Annotated in this window: 16 protein-coding genes; 4 read left to right on the top strand and 12 right to left on the bottom strand. The window is 72.8% G+C overall.

The features are described from left to right. The first annotated feature begins 66 nt into the window (after positions 1-66). On the top strand, positions 67-2,424 hold the full coding sequence (gene treY, locus ABD355_RS20625) for a malto-oligosyltrehalose synthase (protein WP_344401961.1): 2,358 nt from the start codon (positions 67-69) through the stop codon (positions 2,422-2,424). A gap of 139 nt (positions 2,425-2,563) precedes the next feature. Here the strand turns inward: treY and ABD355_RS20620 are convergent, their stop codons facing one another. Continuing rightward, on the bottom strand, positions 2,564-3,481 hold the full coding sequence (locus ABD355_RS20620) for a LysR family transcriptional regulator (RefSeq protein ID WP_344401960.1): 918 nt from the start codon (positions 3,479-3,481) through the stop codon (positions 2,564-2,566). Between the two features lie 88 nt (positions 3,482-3,569). Here ABD355_RS20620 and lpdA point away from each other — a divergent pair, with 88 nt between their 5' ends. Together lpdA and ABD355_RS20610 are read left to right on the top strand one after the other, a co-directional pair. Next, entirely contained in the window at positions 3,570-5,015 is a 1,446-nt protein-coding gene (gene lpdA / locus ABD355_RS20615) for a dihydrolipoyl dehydrogenase (protein ID WP_344401959.1), read from the top strand. 154 nt (positions 5,016-5,169) lie between these two features. Next, positions 5,170-6,420: a M14 family zinc carboxypeptidase gene (locus tag ABD355_RS20610; protein ID WP_344401958.1), complete on the top strand. Its 1,251-nt coding sequence runs from the start codon at positions 5,170-5,172 to the stop codon at positions 6,418-6,420. Positions 6,421-6,463: 43 nt separating this feature from the next. Here ABD355_RS20610 and ABD355_RS20605 read toward each other — a convergent pair whose 3' ends face one another. From ABD355_RS20605 to ABD355_RS20595, 3 genes are all read right to left on the bottom strand, one after another. Further along, positions 6,464-6,883, bottom strand: a complete 420-nt coding sequence (locus ABD355_RS20605; protein WP_344401956.1) for an SSI family serine proteinase inhibitor — start codon at positions 6,881-6,883, stop codon at positions 6,464-6,466. Continuing rightward, complete coding sequence (locus ABD355_RS20600) at positions 6,880-8,244, bottom strand: M14 family zinc carboxypeptidase (RefSeq protein ID WP_344401955.1); 1,365 nt, start codon at positions 8,242-8,244, stop codon at positions 6,880-6,882. Before ABD355_RS20600 ends, ABD355_RS20605 begins: the two co-directional genes overlap by 4 nt. A 160-nt stretch (positions 8,245-8,404) precedes the next feature. Beyond that, positions 8,405-8,956: an FHA domain-containing protein gene (locus tag ABD355_RS20595; protein ID WP_344401954.1), complete on the bottom strand. Its 552-nt coding sequence runs from the start codon at positions 8,954-8,956 to the stop codon at positions 8,405-8,407. A gap of 173 nt (positions 8,957-9,129) precedes the next feature. Between ABD355_RS20595 and treZ the strand changes: the two genes are divergently transcribed. After that, a complete protein-coding gene (gene treZ, locus ABD355_RS20590) occupies positions 9,130-10,875 on the top strand; it encodes a malto-oligosyltrehalose trehalohydrolase (RefSeq protein ID WP_344401953.1) in 1,746 nt (581 codons plus the stop codon). A gap of 1,023 nt (positions 10,876-11,898) precedes the next feature. Here treZ and ABD355_RS20585 read toward each other — a convergent pair. From ABD355_RS20585 to ABD355_RS20550, 8 genes are all read right to left on the bottom strand, one after another. After that, positions 11,899-12,852, bottom strand: coding sequence for an aminoglycoside phosphotransferase family protein (locus ABD355_RS20585; RefSeq protein WP_344401952.1), 954 nt, complete (start codon positions 12,850-12,852; stop codon positions 11,899-11,901). 47 nt (positions 12,853-12,899) lie between these two features. Continuing rightward, the gene (locus ABD355_RS20580) at positions 12,900-14,027 is read right to left on the bottom strand and encodes a M24 family metallopeptidase (protein ID WP_344401951.1); all 1,128 of its coding nucleotides are present in this window, start codon (positions 14,025-14,027) and stop codon (positions 12,900-12,902) included. Between the two features lie 117 nt (positions 14,028-14,144). After that, a complete protein-coding gene (locus ABD355_RS20575) occupies positions 14,145-14,762 on the bottom strand; it encodes a LysE family translocator (RefSeq protein WP_344401950.1) in 618 nt (205 codons plus the stop codon). Positions 14,763-14,911: 149 nt separating this feature from the next. Then, positions 14,912-15,487, bottom strand: coding sequence for a PDZ domain-containing protein (locus ABD355_RS20570; protein ID WP_344401949.1), 576 nt, complete (start codon positions 15,485-15,487; stop codon positions 14,912-14,914). Positions 15,488-15,570: 83 nt separating this feature from the next. Next, the gene (gene phsA / locus ABD355_RS20565; RefSeq protein ID WP_344401948.1) at positions 15,571-17,448 is read right to left on the bottom strand and encodes an O-aminophenol oxidase PhsA; all 1,878 of its coding nucleotides are present in this window, start codon (positions 17,446-17,448) and stop codon (positions 15,571-15,573) included. A 101-nt stretch (positions 17,449-17,549) separates the two neighbouring features. After that, positions 17,550-19,706 carry a germacradienol/geosmin synthase Cyc2 gene (gene cyc2 / locus ABD355_RS20560; protein ID WP_344401947.1) on the bottom strand — a complete coding sequence of 719 codons (2,157 nt, stop codon included), beginning with the start codon at positions 19,704-19,706 and terminating at the stop codon, positions 17,550-17,552. 99 nt (positions 19,707-19,805) lie between these two features. Next, positions 19,806-20,558, bottom strand: coding sequence for an ABC transporter ATP-binding protein (locus ABD355_RS20555; protein ID WP_344401946.1), 753 nt, complete (start codon positions 20,556-20,558; stop codon positions 19,806-19,808). Continuing rightward, positions 20,555-21,331, bottom strand: coding sequence for an ABC transporter permease (locus ABD355_RS20550; RefSeq protein WP_344401945.1), 777 nt, complete (start codon positions 21,329-21,331; stop codon positions 20,555-20,557). Before ABD355_RS20550 ends, ABD355_RS20555 begins: the two co-directional genes overlap by 4 nt. Positions 21,332-21,394 lie beyond the last annotated feature (63 nt).

Here is a 21,394-nt window from a genome sequence, read left to right as displayed (position 1 = left end):
ACGCGCGCGTGCACCCGTGCAGGGGACGATGACACGAAGGGCGGCAGGGCGGGTACGTAGGTTTGCATGACACCTGAGCGACCCGACCCCCTGCTGCCCACGGCCACCTACCGGCTGCAGCTGCAGCCCGAGTTCCCGTTCGCGGCCGCGGCGGCCGCCGTGCCGTATCTGGCCTCGCTCGGCGTCTCGCACCTGCATCTGTCCCCCGTCCTGGAGGCCGTACCGGGCTCGGCGCACGGCTATGACGTCGTCGACCACGCGCGCGTGCGTGAGGAACTGGGTGGCGAGGAGGGGCTGCGCACGCTGGCGCGCACCGCGCGGGAGCACGGTCTCGGTCTGGTGGCGGACATCGTGCCGAACCACATGGCGATGGCTCCGCGGCACAACCGCGCCCTGTGGGAGGTGCTGCGGGAGGGCCCCAAGTCGCCGTACGCGCGCTGGTTCGACATCGACTGGGAGGCGCAGGGCGGCCAGGTGCTGCTGCCGGTGCTGGGCGGCCCGCTCGGCTCGGTCATCGGTGAGCTGCGGGTCGACGGTGGCGTGCTGCGCTACTACGACCATGTGTTCCCGCTGCGCGAGGGCACCGGGGAACTGCCGTTGCCGCAGCTCCTGGACGCGCAGTGGTACCGGCCGGTGTGGTGGCGGCTGGCCCGTACCGAGCTCAACTACCGGCGTTTCTTCAGCATTTCGGAGCTCATCGGGGTGCGGGTCGAGGACCCGGAGGTGTTCGAGGCCACGCACGCGAAGATCCTGCAGCTGCTGCACGAGGGAGTGCTCGACGGGCTGCGCGTCGACCATCCCGACGGGCTCGCCGACCCCGACGCGTATCTGCGGCGGCTGCACGAGGCGACCGGCGGGCGTTGGACGGTCGTGGAGAAGATCCTGTCCGACGGGGAGTCCCTGCCGGCCTCCTGGCCCGTGGCGGGCACCACCGGCTACGACGCCCTGCGGCACGTCGACGGCCTCTTCACCGATCCGGCCGGGTTCGGTGAACTCCTCGGCCAGTACCGGCGGTTCGCGGCCCCGCAGACGGACCGGGGCGGCGACTGGGCCGCGACGGTACGGCGGGCGGCGTACAAGGTGCTCACGCACGAGCTGGCCACCGAGATCGACCGGCTGACCCGGGTGGCGAGCAGACTCTGCGCCGCCGCGCCGGATCCCGCGCTGCGCGACCGCGCTCCCTGGGCGCTGCGCACGGCGCTGCAGGAGCTGCTGGTCCGCCTGGAGGTCTACCGGCCGTACGCCTCCGGGGACGCGGCCGCCGTGGTCACCGAGGAGGCCGCGGCCGAGGCCCGGCTCGCCTTCGTCGTGCCGGAGGAGGCCGGCGCGGTGGACGTCGTACGGGATCTGGTCCTCGGGCTGCATGGCGACGGGCCCGACCACGTGGAGTTCCGGGCGCGGTTCGCGCAGACCGCGTCCGCGCTGCGGGCCAAGTCCGTGGAGGACACGGCGTTCTACCGCCATGTGCCGCTGCTGTCGGCGAACGAGGTGGGCGGCAACCCGGGGAACCCGGCGGTGTCCGCGGAGGACTTTCACGCCTACTGCGCGCGCGTGCAGCGCGACTGGCCGGCGACCGGGACCGTCGTGTCGACCCACGACACGAAGCGCAGTGCCGACGTACGGGCGGCGCTGGCCGTGCTCACCGAGTGTCCGCAGCGCTGGGCGGACGTGCTGGCGGAGGTGACGCGGGCGGGTGAGGGCGTGCCGGACGCGCAGGTGGCGTGGGCGGCGTGGCAGACGGTGTTCGGGCTCGGTGCGGCGGCCGAGGAGCGTGTTCAGCAGGCCCTGTTGAAGCATGTCCGCGAGGCCGGGCTGCTGACGAGCTGGACGGAGCAGGAACCCGCCTACGAGGAGGCGGTGGCGGCGTTCGTCTCGGCGGGTCCCTGCGGGGCTCCGGGCGAGCACGTGGTGGCTCTGCGCGGGTCGCTGGAGGCTCACATCCGGGCGAACGTGCTGGGGACCGCCCTGGTCCAGCTGACGATGCCGGGCGTGCCGGACGTCTACCAGGGCACCGAGGGCGAGTACCTGGCGCTGGTGGACCCGGACAACCGGCGTCCGGTGCGGTTCCCGCCCTCCGCGGATCCCGGCGACAAGGGTGAGGTGACCGCGGCGGCGCTACGGCTTCGTGCGCGGCGGCCCGGGGTCTTCGGGGAGGGGGCGACGTACGCGCCGCTGACCGCCGAGGGCCCGGCGGCGGGCCACTGCGTGGCGTTCGCACGGTCCGGAGAGGTCGTCACGGCCGTGACGCGGTTGTCGCTGCGGCTGGCGGAGGCGGGGGGCTGGGGGGACACCGTGCTGCCCCTGCCGGACGGACGCTGGTCCGATGTGCTGTCTCCCGGGCGGGAGTTTGAGGGGCACGCGCGGGTGGGGGAGCTTTTCGGGCGGCTGCCGGTGGCTCTGCTGGAGCGGGTTGCCGCGGACTGAGCCGTCCGCGGGCTGCGTTGCTTTGCGGCTCCGCCGCGGGGGCAGCGAGGGCTCGTCGGTCGTCTGCGGCTGCGTCGTGGCTTGTCGCGCAGTTCCCCGCGCCCCTTACGGGGGCGCTGCCGGTCCCGGTGGGCTTCGGTCAGCCTGCTTGGTCCGCCAGGGAGACCGATGTTCCCGGCGCCGGCCACGACGTCCTGAGGAGGTCCACGAAAGCCTCTGCCGCGCCGGTTGGTGGGACGCGGGCGAAGGCGGTCATCTGGCGGCGCCAGGGTGGGGTGTGGGAGAGGACCGTGCAGTCCTCTCCCACTGCTCCACGCACGATGTGGGAGGGGGCGACGCAGACGCCGACCCCGGACGCTGCCATCCGTACGGCCGTCGACGTGTGCTCGGTCCACACGGCGGTGCGCGGCGTGAAACCGGACAGCCCGCAGGCCCAGTCGAGGAAGCGCTCGCCGTGCACGACGGGTTCCATGGCGCAGCGGATCCAGTGGCGGTCGGCGAGTTCGGGCAGGGTCACCGTCGTACGGCCCGCGAGGCGGTCGTCGAAGGGGACCACGAGGACGGCCTCCTCCTCGCCGACCGGCACGACGGTGCCGGGACAGTCGGCGGGTGCGGGGCCGACGGCGAGGTCCGCGGTGCCGCGCTCGATCTCCTCCTCCAGGGCCTGGGAGGTGGCGTACTCGTGCAGGTGGAGCAGCACGCGGGGGTGGGCGGCACGCCAGCGGGCGAACACGTCCGGCAGGACGCCGACCGCGACGGAGTGGACGGCGGCGATGTGCAGTTCGCCGCCCTCGGCGCCGGCCGCGGCACGGGCCGCGCGGCGGGCCTGGGCGGCGCTGCGGACGGCACGCTCGGCGTGCGGCCGGAAGGCGCGGCCCATCGGCGTGAGGCGCACTCCGCGCGGCATGCGCTCCAGAAGGGCGCCGCCGATCGACCGCTCCAGGGCCTTGATCTGGTGCGAGAGGGCGGGCTGGGAGACGTGCAGGGCCTCGGCCGCGCGGGTGAAGGACGCCTCGTCGACGACCGCCAGGAAGTACTCCATCTGGCGCAGACTCATGACCGGCCTCGTCTCATAAACGCCTTGCATCGGTTCCACAAGAATATTGCCTTGGACTTATGGCAAGGGGCGGACGGAGGGTGGGGGCATGGCCGACACACGGGACTTGAGCACTGCGGATGTCATCGTCATCGGCGGCGGCACCGGCGGATACAGCACCGCCCTGCGCGCCGCCGCCCTCGGACTGGATGTGGTGCTCGTCGAGCGCGACAAGATCGGCGGGACCTGTCTGCACCGCGGCTGCATCCCCAGCAAGGCGATGCTGCACGCCGCCGAACTCGTCGACGGCATCGCCGAGGCGCGCGAGCGCTGGGGGGTGAAGGCGAGCCTGGACGCCGTCGACTGGCCCGCGCTGGTCGCCACGCGCGACGACATCGTGAGCCGCAACCACCGGGGCGTGGAGGCACATCTCGCCCAGGCCGGCGTACGGGTCGTGCGGGGCAGCGCCCGGCTGGCGGGGCCGCGCACGGTACTCGTGCAGGGCCCGGACGGTGAATCCGCGCCGGGCGTGCGGGATTTCGCCGCACGCCGTGGGATCGTCCTGGCCACCGGCTCTCGGCCGCGCACGCTCCCGGGGCTCGAGCCGGACGGCCGGCGCGTGGTGACGAGCGACGACGCGCTCTTCGCGCCGGGTCTGCCGGCCTCCGTCCTGGTGCTCGGCGGTGGCGCGATCGGCGTGGAGTACGCCTCGTTCCACCGCTCGATGGGTGCGGAGGTCACCCTCGTGGAGGCCGCCGACCGGCTCGTGCCGCTCGAGGACGTGGACGTGAGCCGTCACCTGACGCGCGGGCTGAAGAAGCGCGGCGTCGACGTGCAGACGGGCGCCCGGCTGCTGGACGCCGAGCTGCTCGAGGACGGCGTACGCGCGCGTGTGCGCACCGCCCGCGGCGAGACCCGTACCGTCGAGGTGGAACGGCTCCTGGTGGCGGTCGGCCGGGCCCCGGTCACCGACGGCCTGGACCTGGCCGCCGCGGGCCTTGCGACGGACGCGCGCGGCTTCGTCGAACCGGCCGACTGGGCCCGGCTGGAGACGCCGGTGGGTGGCGTACACGTCGTCGGTGACCTGCTGCCGCCGCCGTCACTCGGCCTGGCGCACGCCTCCTTCGCGGAGGGCCTGCTGGTGGCGGAGACGCTGGCCGGCGTGGCGTCAGTGCCGGTCGACTACGCGGCCGTGCCCCGGGTGACGTACTCGTCGCCGCAGACCGCGGCCGTGGGCCTGAGCGAGGCGGAGGCACGCGCGCGTGGGTACGAGGTGGACGTCAACACCATGCCCCTGACGGCGGTCGCGAAGGGCATGGTGCATGGTCAGGGCGGGATGGTGAAGGTCGTCGCGGAGGCCGGCGGCGGGCAGGTGCTCGGTGTGCACCTGGTGGGCCCGCATGTGTCCGAGATGATCGCGGAGAGCCAGCTGATCGTCGGCTGGGACGCGTATCCCTCGGACGTGGCCCGGCACATCCACCCGCACCCGACGCTGTCGGAGGCGGTCGGCGAGACCTTCCTGACGCTCGCCGGACGCGGACTGCACCAGCAGTGAGCGCCGGTGTCCGCGCCCCCGTCGTCGGCAATGCCCCTCGTCATCGGCGGTGAATGCATCTGGGCGCCCCCTGGAGCCTCCCCCCAGGCGTTATTGACACTTCACCTGGAGCGTGGGGTACTGCGGATTGCGAAGCCGGGCGGACGTAACGGGGGTGAGTCTCCTGCTGCAGCTGCGCTACCCCACCGTGACTCAACTCGTCGCGTCCGCCGCCGCGTTGGCCGCCCACAGACCCGGTCTGTGCACGCTGAGGCAGGTCGGCGTCTCCCGGGCGGGCAGACCGCTGCACCTGCTGTCCGTGGGTCATGCGCGGCGTGCCGTGCTCGTCGTCGCGGGCGCCCACGCCAATGAGCCGACCGGCGGCTCCACGTCGCTCGCGCTCGCCGAACGGGTGGTGTCCGAGCGGGAGTTGCGTGCGGACACCTCCTGGCACTTCCTGCTGTGCGCCGATCCCGACGGGGCGAGTCTGCACCGCACCCCGGCGCCGCGCAGCCTGTTCGACTACCACCTCGGGTTCTTCCGGCCGGCCGCCGAGGAGCAGCCGGAGTGGTCGCCGTCGGTGCTTCCGCCGCACCGGCTGCCGCCCGAGACCCGCGCGCTGACCCGGGTCATCGACGAGCTGCGCCCCTACCTCCAGGCGACCCTGCACGGAACCGACCTGGGCGGCAGCTGGGTCCAGCTGACCAAGGACATACCGGGTCTCGCGGAGCCGTTCGCGAAATCCGCGGCCGAGCTGCACATCCCGGTGGAGACGGGCGCCTCGGACGCCGCGGGCTGGGCCGCGTCCGGACCGGGGGTGCATGTGATGCCCTCCCCCGGCGCGGGCGCCGCGTATCCGAGCATGCCGGACGACGCACGCCACAGCACCTGGTACGACACCCACCGCCACGGCGGTCTGACGGCGGTGGTCGAGGTGCCGATGTGGGCCAGCGATCTGGTGGACGACCCTGCTCCGCATCCCGCTCCGGCCGCGGCGATGCGACGGCTGGCGCGCCGGCTGCTGCGGGACGCGCTGGAGGTGGAGCGGGTGCTCGCCGAGGCGCTGCCGCGTCTGGAGGGCCTCGACGGTCCGCTGCTGCGGGCCGCCAAGTGGGCCCTGGAACTGGTTCCGGGCCTGGCCGCGGACTGGATGCACACCCCGCCCGCCGACAACACGATGGCGTACGTCGGCAGTGTGGACGCGTTCGGCCGCCGCCTGCCGCTGCGGGCGGCGGCCATGCTGCTGCGTGTCCTGCAGGAGGCGGACGACCGGGCGGCACCGGGCCTGGAGCGGCTGGTGGCATCCTGGAGCGACGCCTTCGCGGAGCGCTTCCGTGCCCGCTGGGTGCCTTTGGAGCACCAGGTCGAGCACCAGTTGCGGACGGTCGTCGCGGCGGCGCTGCACGCACGCGACCGGGCGGCCTGACCGCGAGCCGTCACGCGCACGGCAGGCCGCCGCAGCGCGAGGGTCAGGCGTCCAGCGCGAACACCGACCCGGTGCGGCCGGCCATGACGCAGGCGCTGGAGAAGGTCTGCGTGTACTCGACCCGCCGGCCGTTCCACTCCCCGCGCGCGTGAACGGTCACCGGCGCGTAGATCATCGGGCAGAAGATGTTCTTCTTCGACGGGATGCGGGCGATGTCGCCGTCCGCCGCCGCCAGCTCCGAACATGCGTCGGCCGCTCGCGCATGCCCCTGGGGCGGGTCGCACAGCAGGAGGGTGTCACGCGTGTGGGGGGACCGGGCGTCGCCCTTGGTGACCGTGAGGTAGAGCCAGTCGCTCGGCGGGAAACCCGAGGACGCCGCCTGGGCCGGGGCCGCGCCGGCGACGAGGAGGGCGGCCGCCAGCAGCGAGCCCCGTACCGCTTTCACTGTGGTGCTGATCGTCATTCCCGATGCATCGGCACGGCAGCCTGGGAACCCCACCCCGACTCACCCGAACGGGAGCATGCGGGCGCATGCCGCAGGGCGAGTTCGAACGCGGCGAGCACCACGCGCGACTGGTACTCCACCTGGCGCGGGACCGGGATCCAGCGCGCCCCCATGCCGTCGCGGTAGTCGGCGCACCAGTCGTCGATGAGACGGTCCAGGTCGGGCAGCACACCGGCCGGGTCGCGGCCGGCGCGGGTCACGAGCTGGTGCAGCAGGCCCGCGGTGCGCAGTGCCAGCCTTCGTCCGGCGATGCGCAGGGCGACGAGGTGGGCGGTGCTGAGCGGCGGGAGGGGACGCGCCCCGTCGGCGACATCGGGGTCCCATGCGTCGGCGAGCCCTGGGCAGACCAGTAAATAGTCGTCCACCGGGGCGAGCAGGCGGGCCGCGTCCGGCATACCGGCGAGATGGGGCCGCAGCCGCGCCAGGAGCACCTCCAGGAGCCGTGCGTCGTGGCGCAGCGTGTGGCTGACGGCGCGCAGCACACCGGCCGCGTCGGCGGGCGGGGAGCCGTCCTCCACGGCCGCCACGCCCCACATGGGCGCCTCGACGACCGCCGTGACCGTGCCGTGCCGGTAGGGGTGGAACCAGGTCGACTCGACGGCCGCCTCGGTGATGGCCGCGGCCAGGTCGCCGATGCGGGGCGGCGGGATGCGGTGTACGGCGGGGCCGAGGCTCGGCCAGTACAGGGTGTCGTAGGGACCGAGTTCGCGCGGGATGCCGAGGCGGGCGGCGGTGTGCGCGACGCGGCCGGCGAGGCCCGGCAGGTCATGGGTGAGCTCGACGAAGCCGCCGCCCACGTCGACGCCGTGCAGGGAGCACTGCAGGAAGGGCCGCAGTTCGTCCTGGAGGTCGAGCAGGGTGCGGGTCTCCGGCAGGGCGGCGGCGGCCGCGCCGTCGGGCAGCCATTCGGGCTGTTCCAGGAAGCCGGGCCGGAAGAAGTTCCGGAAGTACCGGCCGAGGCCGTACGGGCCCGGCAGCCAGCCCTCGTTGCGGCGCAGGCCGTCGGGGTCGAGGCTCAGCAGCAGGTTCCAGGTGGCGTCGGCGCCCTCCGTGAACCTGGGGTCGGCCAGGGCCCGCTCGGCCAAGCGGAGCACGGTGGCGCCGCCGACGGGTTCGTTGGCGTGCGGCCCTGCGACGACGAGGGCCTGGCGGCTGCCGTGACCGACGGAAAGCAGCCACATGGGGGTGCCCGCGCGCGAGGTGCCGACGCGGCGCAGACGGGCGTCGCTCGGACGCCGGGAGACGAGTGCCGCCGCCCGCACGCCGAGCTCGTCGACGGTCGGGTAGCGCAGGAGGGGCGGCAGGGCACACCTCCACAATGTGGCGCCGTCGGTTCACCTGATGTGCATGGCGTACGCACAGTCAGTCACGACTTGAGGGGTACGTCAACACCATGGAACACAATGCGATTTGCGCCATCACCCCACGTCAACAGGGTGTCATGCCCAGGCCAAAGCTAAGGGGTGACTCAGTCGGGGCTCAGTCGACGGCGAGCCGGAACGCCATCCGCCCGAAGCCCACCTGATCGCCTTCACGGACGACGGCCGCTCCGATGACCCGTCGGCCGTTCACCGTCGTGCCGTTGGTCGAGCCGAGGTCGCGCAGCACCCACATGCCGCCCTGGCGGCTGAGTTCGGCGTGCACACGGGACACGGTTTCATGTGTGAGGCGAAGTCCGTTGGCCGGATCCCGACCGATGCGCAGCGGGTAGCCGCCCGCGGGGTGGGGCAGCAGCAGCTTGGGGAGACGCTCGGCCTGCCAGGCCCTGCGCAGCCGTACGGTGAAGCCGGAGACCGCCTCCACGGTGCCGAAAACCAGGCGGGCGACGCGGCTTTCCTGCGGGAGGTCGGCGGTGAGTGCGGCGAGTTCCTCCGAGCGGCGGGCGGTGAGGGCCAGCTCCATGCGGCGGATGAACGTGTCGTGCGACAACCGACCCATGGCGACGCCGTCACGCAGCACCTTCAGCACCTTGTCGCGCTCCACGTCGGACAGCCGCGCGGGGTACGTGTTGAACTCGAAAGACGACGTCACGTTGGTGATTGTCGGTCAGCCGACCTCGGGTGTCCAGGAAACGAGAAAACGGCCGCCACGCGCGCGTACCTGACGACACCCGCCGTAAAAGGGGTGATTCAAAAGCGGATTGATCTCGTTTGAAGCACCATGGACGGGCTACATCACGGTGAGCAGACGAAGGGGAACCGTCCGTGCAGTTCGAGGTGTGGGCACCGCAGGCCGGCCGAGTGACGCTCCAGTGCGACGGCGCCACGCGCGCGTTGGAGCGTGATCAGGACCGGGAGGGCTGGTGGCGGACGGAGGCCGCGGCGCGGGACGGCTCGCGGTACGGGTTCGCGGTGGACGACGGCCCCGTGCTGCCGGACCCGCGTTCGCGCCGGCAGCCGGACGGCCCGGACGGGCTGAGCGCGGTCGTCGAGCACGACGGGTACGCATGGCGCACCGAGTGGGCCGGGCGCCCGCTGCCGGGCGCGGTCCTGTACGAGCTCCACGTGGGCACGTACACCCGCGAGGGCACCCTGGACGCGGCCGCCGAGCGGCTCGGGCACCTGGTCCAACTGGGCGTCACCCACGTCGAGTTGATGCCGCTGTGCCCCTTCCCGGGCCGGCACGGCTGGGGTTATGAGGGCGTCTCGCTGTGGGCCGTGCACGAGCCGTACGGCGGGCCCGAGGCGCTGAAACGGTTCGTCGACCGGGCGCACGAACTCGGCCTCGGCGTGGTCCTGGATGTCGTGCACAACCACCTCGGTCCGTCGGGGAACTACCTGCCCGCGTTCGGCCCGTACTTCACGGACACGCACCACACGCCCTGGGGTTCCGCGGTCAACCTGGACGCTCCCGGCTCGGACGAGGTGCGGGCGTTTCTGCTGGGCAGCGCGCTGGCGTGGCTGCGTGACTACCGGATCGACGGGCTGCGTCTGGACGCGGTGCACGCGCTGGCGGACACACGCGCGTGCCACTTCCTCGAGGAACTGTCGACGGCCGTGGACGCCCTTGCGGCCGAACTGGGCCGGCCGCTGTTCCTGATCGCCGAGTCCGACCTCAACGACCCGCGGCTCATCACGCCCCGGGCGCAGGGCGGGTTCGGGCTGCAGGCGCAGTGGAACGACGACTTCCATCACGCCCTGCACACCGCGCTGACCGGCGAGTCCCAGGGCTACTACGCGGACTTCGGCCGCGCTCCGCTCGCCGCGGTGGCCCGGACCCTCACCCGCGGCTACTTCCACGACGGCACGTACTCCAGCTTCCGCGGCCGGCACCACGGGCGCCCGCTGGACAACACGCGGGTGGCCGCGCACCGGCTGCTGGGCTACAGCCAGACCCACGACCAGGTGGGCAACCGTGCCCAGGGCGACCGCCTTTCGGCGCTCCTGTCCCCCGGTCTGCTCGCCTGCGCGGCCGCCCTCACGCTCACCGCGCCCTTCACCCCGATGCTGTTCATGGGCGAGGAGTGGGCGGCCGGTACGCCCTGGCAGTTCTTCACCGACCACACCGATCCGGAGCTCGCCGAGGCGGTACGGCGGGGCAGGCGACGGGAGTTCGCGGCGCACGGCTGGGCCGAGGAGGACGTCCCGGATCCGCAGGACCCGGCGACCCGCGACCGCTCCTGCCTGGACTGGGCGGAGCTCGCGGACGAGCCCCACGCGCGTGTGCTGGACTGGTATCGCAGGCTCATCGCCCTGCGGCACGAGCAGGCCGACCTGACCGATCCCGACCTCGCCGACACCAAGGTGGCCTTCGACGAGCGGGAGCGCTGGCTCGCCTTCCGCCGCGGGGACGTCCGCGTGGCCGTGAACCTCGCCAAGGAGCCGGCAGCGATCCCCCTGGGCCCCCGCCACGCGGACGTACTCGCCGCATGGGAGCCCGTCGAGCCGCCGGGCACGGACGGGGTCCTGCATCTGCCCGGCGAGTCGGCCGTGGTCCTGCTGCAAACCTGAACGGCCACCGAGCGCCCCGAGGGCCGAGCCACGCCCGGCCGTCCATCGCCGACGAGTCCATCGCGGCGGAGCCACACATGGATACCGCCCCGCACCCCGGACGCGTACGGGGCGCCGCATCTGCCCGACATTCGGCCGTGGTCCTGCCACAGCCCTGAACGGCCGCCGAGCGCCCCGCGCATCGCCTGCGACTCCGTCCCGGCGCAACCGCCCATGGACGCCGCCTCGCGTCCCCGGACGCGCACGGGGCGCCGCATCTGCCCGGCATTGGGCCGTGGTCCTGCTGCAGGCCTGAACGGCCGTCGAGCGCCCCGCGCATCGCCTGCGACTCCGTCCCGGCGCAACCGCCCATGGACGCCGCCTCGCGTCCCCGGACGCGCGCGGGGTGCCGCATGTGCCCGGCGAGTCGACCGTGGTCCTGCTGCAGCCCTGAACGACCGCCGAGCGGCTCCGGCGCGCCGAGCCACGCACGGCCGTCCATCGCCGGCGAGTCCATCACGGCGGAGCCACACATGGACGCCGCCCCGCACCCCCGGACGCCCGCGGGGTGCCGCAACTGCCCGGCGAGTCGACCGTGGTCCTGCCGCAGCCCTGAACGGCCACCGAGCGGCTCCGGCGCGCCGAGCCACGCACAGCCGTCCATCGCCGACGAGTCCATCGCGGCGGAGCCACACATGGACGCCGCCCCGCCCCCCGGACGCGCACAGGGTGCCGCAACTGCCCGGCGAGTCGGCCGTGGTCCTGCCGCAAACCTGAACGGCCACCGAGCGGCTCCGGCGCGCCGAGCCACGCACAGCCGTCCATCCCCGGCGAGTCCATCACGGCGGAGCCACACATGGACGCCGCCCCGCGCCCCCGGACGCGCACAGGGTGCCGCAACTGCCCGGCGAGTCGGCCGTGGTCCTGCCGCAGGCCTGAACGGCCACCGAGCGGCTCCGGCGCGCCGAGCCGAGTCCGTCGCGGCTGGTCGCGCCTACACGGAATACGGCCCCGCGCCCCTGCGCCGGACTTGCCGACGTCGGCCTAGAACTCCTCGTCCGTGTCCTCGTCGCGGAACTCCGTCACCCTCTCCAGGAGGATCGCCTCCCAGGCGCGCCGGAGTTGCAGCCTGAGGAGGGGCAGCAGGGCGGTGTCCTGGGCTTTGAGGTGGTCGGCGAGGCGTACGACGGTGTCGCAGCGGGCCAGCCAGAGGCCGCGGAGGCAGGGGCGGGCGGCGTAGCCGGCGAGTGTGGCGGCGCGGACGGCCGCGGGTGAGCCGACCGCGATCGCGAGGCCGGCGATGTCCTCGGCGGGGTCGCCGACGGCCGCGTCGGTCCAGTCGAGGATGCCGCGCACCCTGCCGTCGGCGCTGACCACGAGGTGCTCGCCCTTGAGGCCGTGGTGGACGAGGACCGCGGTGCCGGGCTGTGCGGCGAGCTGGACGGCGGCCTGCGGGGTGAGCTGGTGGAGGCGGACGGGGTCGAACTCGTCGGCCGCGGCGAGGCGTTCCGCGGCGCGCCCGGCGGCCCGGCGCAGCGCCTCCAGGGAGCGCGGGGCGGTGCGCGGCACGCCGAGCGTCTCGGCCTGCCGTGCGGGCACCTCGCGCAGCCCGGTGAGCACCCCCGCGAGGTCGGCCTCGCCGACGGCGGACACGTCGTACTGCTCCGCCGTCCCGCCGGGCACCTTGGTGTCGAGCGTGTACGTCAGCCCGGGCGCCCACTCGCCGTGCGCCACGCTGCTCGGCACGGCGACCGGCAGATGCGGGCGTACCAGGTCGCGCAGGCGCAGTTCGCGGCGCTGGCGCAGGGCGGCCTCGCGGTCCGGGGCGAGCCGCAGCACATGGCGGGCGCCGACCCACCAGGTGGAGTGCTCGCCGCCCTCGGCGACGGGCCGCACCTCGGGCCCGGCCGCGTCGGCCCCCCTTGTGGTGCCCTCCTTGAGCAGAGAACTGACCAGCCGGCGGACGGTGTCCGCGGTGGGTGTCGGTGCCTGGGTCATGGTCGCGCCGTTGTCACTCGAAGGTCTGCTGGGGCTCCTGGGGTCGCTCAGTCCACTATGACCATCTCGCGGTCGGTGTCGTTGAGGCGGCGACCGCCGTCCTCGGTGACCGTGACGATGTCCTCGATCCGCACGCCGAAGCGGCCGGGCAGATAGATCCCGGGCTCCACGGAGAAGCACATACCGGGCACGAGGGGCTGCCGCTCGCCCTCGATCATGTACGGCGGCTCGTGCGTGGTGACGCCGATGCCGTGCCCGGTGCGGTGGATGAAGTACTCGCCGTACCCGGCCTCCGCGATGACCGCCCGGGCGGCACGGTCGACCTCCTGGCAGGCCACACCGGGTTTCACCGCCCTGAAGCCCGCCTCCTGGGCCTCGCGCACCAGGTCGTGCACCCGGCGCTCCTCGTCGGTGGGTTCGCCGACGTGGACGGTGCGGGAGGTGTCGGAACCGTAGCCGTCCTTGAGACCGCCGAAGTCGAGGACGACCATGTCGCCGCGTTCGATGACGCGCTCGCCGACCTCGTGGTGCGGGTTGGCGCCGTTCGGGCCGGAGGCGACGATGGTGAAGTCGACCTGCGAGTGGCCGAACTGCCGCAGCAGGTCGGCGAGGTCCGCGCCGACCTCGGACTCCTTGCGGCCGGCGAAGGGAACCTTGCGGATCTCCTCGAACGTTGCGTCTGCGGCCGCGCCCGCGGCCGCCATCAGTTCCAGTTCCGCCGGGTCCTTGACGGCGCGGAGCATCGGCAGGGCGTCGGTGAGGGACGCGTAGTCGGTGCCGGGCAGCGCGCGCTGCAGTCCGAGCAGGTGCATCGCCCAGGCGTTGTCGCTGATGCCGAAGCGGCCGGTGCCGGCGAGCAGGGCGGCGGTCGCGGCGTAGGGGTCCTTGCCGTCGGTCCAGTCGCGCAGCGCCAGGGCGGGAGCGCCGGCGGCCTGTGCGGCGTCCGGAGCCTCCAGGGTGGGGACGACCAGGACGGGGGTGCGTCCCTGGACGAGGACCAGCAGGGTGAGCCGTTCGGTGACCGCGGGGGGCGCATAGCCGGTCAGCCACACCAGGTCCGGGCCCGGCGCCACCAGCAGCCCGGCGAGACCGGCGTCGGCGGCGGCCCGCGCGGCGCGGTCCATCCGGTCCCGGTAGTCGTCGGCGGTGAAGGGCGCGCGCGTACTGCCGGTCATCCGGGCCTCCCTGGACGGGTGAAGGGACCACAAGGGACTACGGGCAGCATCCTGCCCGTACCGTGGGGGCGGCGCGACCGGTCTGCGGATCTTTCGGGCGCTGCCTCGGCCATGGTGTCAGCTCTCCAGGGCGAGGCGGGCGCCGAGGAGCAGCAGCACACCGCCGGAGACCTGCTCCAGGCGCCGGCGCACCCCGGCGCGGGACAGGACGGCCCGCATCCGGCCGACGAACCACACGTACAGGCCGTAGTAGCCGACCTCGTAGACGGCCCAGAGCGCGGCGAGACCCACCATCGCGAGCAGGTGCGGGGCGCCCTGCGGCACGAACTGCGGCAGGAAGGACATGGCGAAGATCGCCGCCTTGGGGTTGGCGAGGTTGAGCAGCAGCCCGCCGCGGTAGGCGGCCCAGCCGCTCTTCTCGGCGCCCTCCCAGCCCTCCGGGGCCTCCTTGGTGCGCCGCGCCTGCCGCAGCGCCTGGATGCCGAAGCCCACCAGGACGACCGCGCCGACGATGCGCATCACCTCGTACGCCACTTCGGAGGCCGCGAGCAGCGCGGTCAGCCCGAACGCGGCGACCACGCCCCAGACGAAGACGCCGGTCTCGTTGCCGAGCACGGTCAGGAAGCCGGAGCGGCGGCTGCGCAGCGACTGCTTGATGATCAGCACCGTGCTGGGGCCGGGTGAGGCGGCGATCAGGGTGCAGGCGCCGAGGAAGGCGAGAAGGGTGCTCAGCATGCGGCTCATCGTGGCCCACTCCATGGGCGGGGACCAGTGGTTTCCCCGCCGCTTGACGGATACAGGACACAAGACCATTGGCCGTAATGCTTGGATCGCCCGGACCAGGACGCCCCGGTCGGCCTTGCCGCCCCCTCACTGCCGGACGGTCATGTGACGACGCCCGGGAGCGCCGTCAGCTGCTGGTAGCCGCCACTTCGATGACGGACCGTCAGGGTGATGCCCTCGCCCGGGCGGGCCCGGGCGACGGCGCGTGCGAGGTCGGCGGCCGAGTCGATGCGGGTCCTGCCGAACGCGAGGATCACGTCTCCCCGGACCAGGCCCGCCGCATAGCCCGGGCCGGGCACGTGGACGCCGACGACCAGGGCGCCCGCCTTGTACGCGTCCACGGCCTCCAGGCCCAGGGTCGCGAGGGCGGGCGCCGGGGACGCCGATGCCGTCGGGGACGACGGACTGGGGTGCGCCGTGGCCGACGGGCTGCCCGTGGCCTGCGCCTGGCGTTGCAGGTCGGCGAGTCTGCTCATGCCGATCACCGTGGCGCCGACGGTGCCGAGTCCTACCCCGGACAGCACCAGGACCGTTCCGACGAGCAGGCCGAACAGGGCGGCCCTGAGCCGTCGGCCGCGCCGGCGCACGGCATGCGGGCGCCGGGCGGTGCCGGGTTCGGTGCCGCCGCCGGGCTCCCCGCCCGGCATCGGCTTCGGACGCAACGCAGTCTGTTCCATGGATCGCCTCCGGCTGGAGCTCTACCCGGAGCCCCGGCGCCCGACGAGCCACGAACGGGTGAGACTGCGGCGGCCCGCGGGGGTCAGCCCGGGTGGCCCTCGCCGTGACCGCCGTGCGCGCCGCCGTGGTCGAACTTCATCGCCTCCTCGGGCATCACGACGAAGGGCCGCATCATGCCCATGTCCTCGTGTTCGAGGAGGTGGCAGTGGTACATGAACCGGCCGTACGCGCCGTCGAACCTGCCCATGACGCGCAGTATCTGGCCGCCCGGCACCCGGAAGACGTCCTTGTAGCCGCGTTCGTTGGGCGCCAGCGGAAGCTGGGTGCCCGCGTCGTACGCGATCGGCGCGCGGGTGCCGCCCACCGCCGGGTCGAAGCCCGAGACGTCGTACGCGTCCCGGCCCAGCAGCTGGAAGTCGGCCAGGTGGATGTGCATCGGGTGGACGATCGGCGCGAGGTTCAGGAAGCTCCACTGCTCGTAGGAGCCCTCGGCGATGGTGAAGCCGAGGCCGTCGTTGAACGTCCGGGACGTGCGCCGGTACGTCTTCGTCGTACCGTCCGGGCCCTTGAGCTGGAGGATGCCGTCGGCCGGGACCTGGATGCCGCCGGGGTCGGTGACCTCCGTCATCTCCCAGATCTCCGGATGTCCGCCGGCGCCCTTGGTGGCGGCCGGGGTGAGCACGACCAGGCGGTGGCCGTGCGGGATGTCGTGGGTGAGCCGGCGGAAGGAGCCGGAGAGCACCTCGGGCAGTTCGAAGGTGTCCGTGCAGCCGCTCTCGCCCACCCGGAACTCCAGGACCGCCGGGTAGCGCACGTCGTTCACCGGGTCGGGCACGCCCGGTGCCTGTCCGCGGCCCTTGTTGACCAGGCGCAGCGTCCGGCCGGCGAGGCCCCGGAAGTCGACGAGCAGGTCGAACCGCTCGGCGGGGGCCGCGGTCAGCGTCGGCAGCGCGTCGTCGAAGTCGACCGGGACCGGGCGGGGCAGCAGCCCGCCGTCGCTGCCGATCTGGTGGACGACTCCCGGCACCGGGTTGTCGTCCTCGTCGACGAGGACGAGACTGTAGATCCGCGCATTGGACGCGTTGACCAGCCGGAAGCGGTACCAGGCGTCGTCCACCTCGGCGTACGGCCAGATGCGGCCGTTGACCGTGGTGTACGGGCCGGTGAACGGGATGGAGACCGGCTTGCCCGTCTCCGGGTTCTGCTGCTGGACGACGACCGTCTTGTGCAGCAGCCGCCCGTTGAGCCGGCCGTCCTCGTCCGTGTCGAGGTTCCGGTCGGCGAGCAGCAGCGGGATCTCCCTGTCCCCGGAGGGCAGCCCGAGGGCGTCCTCCTCGTCGTCACGGACGAGGTAGGTCCCGTACAGGCCCGTGTGCACGTTCCACCGGGTGATGTTCATGGCGTGGTCGTGGTACCACCACTGCACCGCCTGGTGCTCGTTCGGATACTCCGACAGCTGGGCGTCGCCGAATCCGACGGCGTTGTCGGCCCAGCCGTCGTTGCCGCCGCCCGTCTGCGCTCCGTGCAGGTGCGTCACCGTCCAGGCGGGCAGGGCGGCGACGTCCTTGTCGGGTTCGACGCCCTCCCGGCCGGGTTCGGTGGTGGGCGGCGGCGTGCCGGGTGCGCGGACCGGCACCTCCACCGAGGTGACCGGGTACTCGCTGCCCTGGGGAATGCGGTTGGTCCAGGCGATGCGGACGCGCTGCCCGCGGCGCACCTCGATGGTCGGGCCCGGCACCTGCCCGTCGTACCCCCACATCAGGGTCGGCGGAAGCTGCGGGTGCAGCCGGACCCAGGTCGGGCGCAGGGCGATCTCCGTCTCCCGCAGGACGTCACCCGATCCGGGACGTACGACGGGCGGGACGCGTAACGGCGTGACGTACGGCGCCAGTTCGTCGGGAGCCGGCGCCGTCTCCCCCGTGCTGCCGCCCTCGGTGATCCTCTCGATGATCTCGGTCAAGGCTCGAACACCCCCGTGTTCTGTGGTCTGTTCCCCTTACCTCAGAAGACTCCCGACGCCTCGCCCAAGTTCCCTGAATGTCACGTTCCGCACGAAAAGGTTTAATGTGCGGTCATGGCGGCAGGCCGGTCCGGGAGAAAGCCATGAGTGCGGCGGGCCAGATGGTCCGCCTTGTAACGGTCCACGTGCCGGTGCCAGTTGAGGATGCCGGCCATCCAGTTCTGCAGGTCCTTCACATAGCCGTCCATCGCCTCGCGTGCCTCCTGGGAGAGCGTGAAGTCGTCGTAGACCACGGGCAGTTCATGCGCGGCGATGTGTTCGAACTGCTGCATGCGCTGGGTCATCAGGTCGTGGACGACGGACAGTGCGGTCGGGTAGTCGATGCCGAAGAAGTTCTGCACGACGAGGATCGCGTTGTGGATCTCGCCCTCGTACTCGATCTCCTTCTGGTACGAGAAGACGTCGTTGATGAGGCACCCGTAGTCGATGGCGGCGTTCTCCAGGGCTCGGACCGGGCCGCTGCGGTAGACCTCGGGCGGGACCGCGGGGCCGTGGCCCATCCGGCACATGCTCAGGGTGAGGTCGGAGCCGAAGGTGGCGCGGCGCATCTCCAGATAGTCGACCGGGTCGGGGATGCGGTTCTGCAGCTGGTTGGACAGCTCCCACACCCAGCTCTCGGTCATGACGTTCACCGAGTCCCTGAGGGTGCGCCGCTGCTCGGGGGTCATCTGCGCCGTGGTGCGCGCCCACAGGTCGGTGAGTCCGCGTTCCATGCCGTTGAGCGGGACGGGGGCCTCCTCGCCGTCGACGGGCATGCAGTCCGCCAGACGCCGGGTGGTCAGCCGGGCGGCGGCCAGGTCCCGGCGGTGGCCGTACACGAGCGGGTAGTAGTCGTCGCCGTATGTCCCCCAGGCCAGCCACTGCGAACTCAGGTCGAGTTCCTCGGGTGTCGCGTCGGGGTCGAGGCCCGCGGAGCACAGCGGCAGGTCGGCGGCGGCGAGCCGGTCCTCGTCCCAGACGCCCTCCTGGAGCATGCCCATGGCGTGCATCCAGTCGGTGAGGCGGTGTCGGGCGCCCTCCAGGTGGGGGCTGAGTTCCACCTCGAAGGGCATGTGGAAGTCGGGCAGCAGGGACGGCCCGACCTTCTGGTACGGCACGTGCGTGTAGGCGCGCAGGCGCTCGGCGCCGGCCGCCGCGAGCAGGGCACCGACATCGGCGGCGGAGGTGCCGGGGCCGGTCAGGCCGTGCCACGGGTGCGTGGCCTGTGCGCGGGCGTTCATGTAGCGACTGGAGCGCATGTGCCATTCGTGGCCGCCGGACTGCCAGTCCTGCAGCCCCTGGGTGTACTTGGCGACGGCGGCGACCTCGGCCGGGGTGAGGACCTGGTCCAGGGCCAGTGCGGGCACTTCGGTGAGGGCGGTGTGCTCGAACTGGTGGAGGCGGGAGGTGAGGACGTCGTTGACGGTGTCGGCGGCCTCCTGGGTGGTGCAGTCGAAGAAGGTCTCCAGGACGAGCACGCCGTTGCTGTTCTCGCCCTCGTCCTCGACTTCCCGCTGGTAGGAGAACAGGTCGTTGCGCAGGTGGACGGCGTCGGAGAACGTCTCCATCAGCACCCTGAGCGGTCTCGATGCGGCCACGGACGCGGGCACCTCCGCGGTCGCGAACTCCACGAGCCCGGCCGACCAGGGGGCGCCGCCCACCTTGCGGCGCATCTCGATGTACTCGACGGGGTTGGCGATCCGCCCCTCGTTGATGTTGGACAGCTCCCACAGGGACTCGTTGAGGAGATGCTCGGTCGCCACGGCGAAGCGGCGGCGCCAGTCCACCGACATCGACGGCACGGTGCGTGCCCACAGGTCGGCGAGCCCGGCCTCGACCGGGTTCTGCGGCTCCGGTACGGCAGTGGCGAGGTCCAGGGGCATGAACAAGGGCAGCCGGTCCAGGTAGGCCTTGCCGCCGACGCGGTCCTGGCTGCGCTTGAAGGTCTCCAGGAAGTGGTCGTCGAAGAAGAAGACCCACACGTACCAGTCGGTGATCAGGGAGAGGGCGGGGCCGTCGCACTCGGGGTGGGTGTAGGCGCACAGAAGCCCGTAGTCGTGGGCGTCGAGGTCGGACTGCTCCCAGATACCGGATCCCTCCAGCATGCCCATCCCGCGTGCCCACTCGGTCGAATGGGCGCGCGCCTCGTCGACATGCGGGTTCAGCCGTGCGGGATACGGCATGTAGAAGTGCGGGAGTTCGAAGGGCTGCTGCGTCATGGCCGGGGCCCTACCCGTGACCCTGCGGGACCATCCGCGGGCCGGGACATGATCACACCATCGCGTGAATCGGGGGTGATCCGGGAACAGACGGCGGACCTAGGAACCCCGCACCGCCCGCCCCACCTCCGTCCGCAGCGCCACGAACTCGGGCAGGCCCCGGGTGGCGATCTGGTCGCGCTTTCCGGGGAGTTCGACGGGCAGGTCGAGGACGATGTGGGAGGCGGGGGCCGGGGAGAGGACGACGACGCGGTCACCGACGTAGACGCTCTCGTCGATGTCGTGGGTGACGAACACGATGGTGGTGCCTTCGGTGCGGTGGACCTCCAGCAGCAGGTCCTCGAGGTCCTCGCGGGTCTGGGCGTCCAGGGAGCCGAAGGGTTCGTCCATGAGCAGCAGGGAGGGGCGGCAGACCAGGGCGCGGGCGATGGCGACGCGTTGCTGCATGCCGCCGGACAGCTGCCAGGGGTGTCGACGGCCGACGCCGCCGAGGCCGACACGCTCCAGGATCCGCTCGGCCTCGGCGCGGCGCTCGGCCCGCGCGGGGCCGCGGCGGCGCAGCGGGAGGGCGACGTTGTCGCGGACGGTGAGCCAGGGGAAGAGGGAGCGGCCGTAGTCCTGGAAGACGACGGCCAGTTGGTCGGGTACGCCGGTGACCGGGGTTCCGTCGACGGTGACGGTGCCCTCGTGTGCGGGCTGCAGTCCCGCGACGGTGCGCAGGAGCGTCGACTTGCCGCAGCCGGAGGGTCCCACGACGCACAGGAGCTGGCCGTCGGGCACGGTGAGGGTGATGTCGTGCAGGACGCGCTGGTCGCCGTAGCGCTGGCCGAGGGAGTCGAGGCGGAGCGTCATGCCGTGCTCCTTACCCGTCCGAGGATCCGCTTCTCGACCGCCAGCAGCGCGGTGTTGAGGAGGTGTCCGAGGACCCCGAGCAGGAGCAGTGCCGCCCACACGGTGAGCAGGTCGGAGCGGGACTGGGCGTCGGTGAGGGTGTAGCCGATGCCGTTGGCGGTGCCCGGCAGCAGTTCGGAGAAGACCATGAGGACGAGGGAGAGCGAGAGGCTCAGGCGCATGCCCGCGAAGATGCGGGGCAGTGCGGAGGGCAGGATCAGGAAGCGGAGCCGTTCGACGGGGTTCAGGCGCAGCACGGCGGCGACGTCGAGCCGCAGCGGGTCGGTGTTGCGCGCCCCTTCCGCCGTGTTGACCAGCACCGGCCAGACGGCGCTGAAGGCGATCGACGCGATCTGCATCGGGGTGCCGAAGTCGAGGACGACGACGAAGACGGGCACCAGCGCGGGCGGCGGCACGGCCCGCGCGAACTGCAGGACGGGATTGCACAGGGCGTACGCCCGGCGCGACCGTCCCACCGCGACGCCCGCCCCGATCCCGGCGACGGCGGCGATCCCGAACCCCGCCGCCATCCGTCCGAGACTCGGCAGTACGTCCCCCACGGCGGCCTCGGTGAGAAACCCGTGCCGGACGGGCCCCGAGAACCACAACTCGTAGGCGCGGTGCGCGATGCGCCCCGGGGGCGGGAAATACACGCTGCCGTGGGCCTGCGCGGCCGCCTGCCACAGCGCGAGGGCGACGAGCAGCACCAGGACACGGAGGAGTACGTGACGCAACGACGTACTCCGGGCAGGGTCGCCAGGCCCCCGGCGTGCCGCGGTCCTCTTCCGCCGGATCAC

The sequence above is a fragment of the Streptomyces longisporus genome (assembly GCF_039532765.1).
Lineage (GTDB): Bacteria > Actinomycetota > Actinomycetes > Streptomycetales > Streptomycetaceae > Streptomyces > Streptomyces longisporus.
Note: the sequence above shows the minus strand (reverse complement) of the source record. Positions and strands in the feature narration are given on the sequence as shown.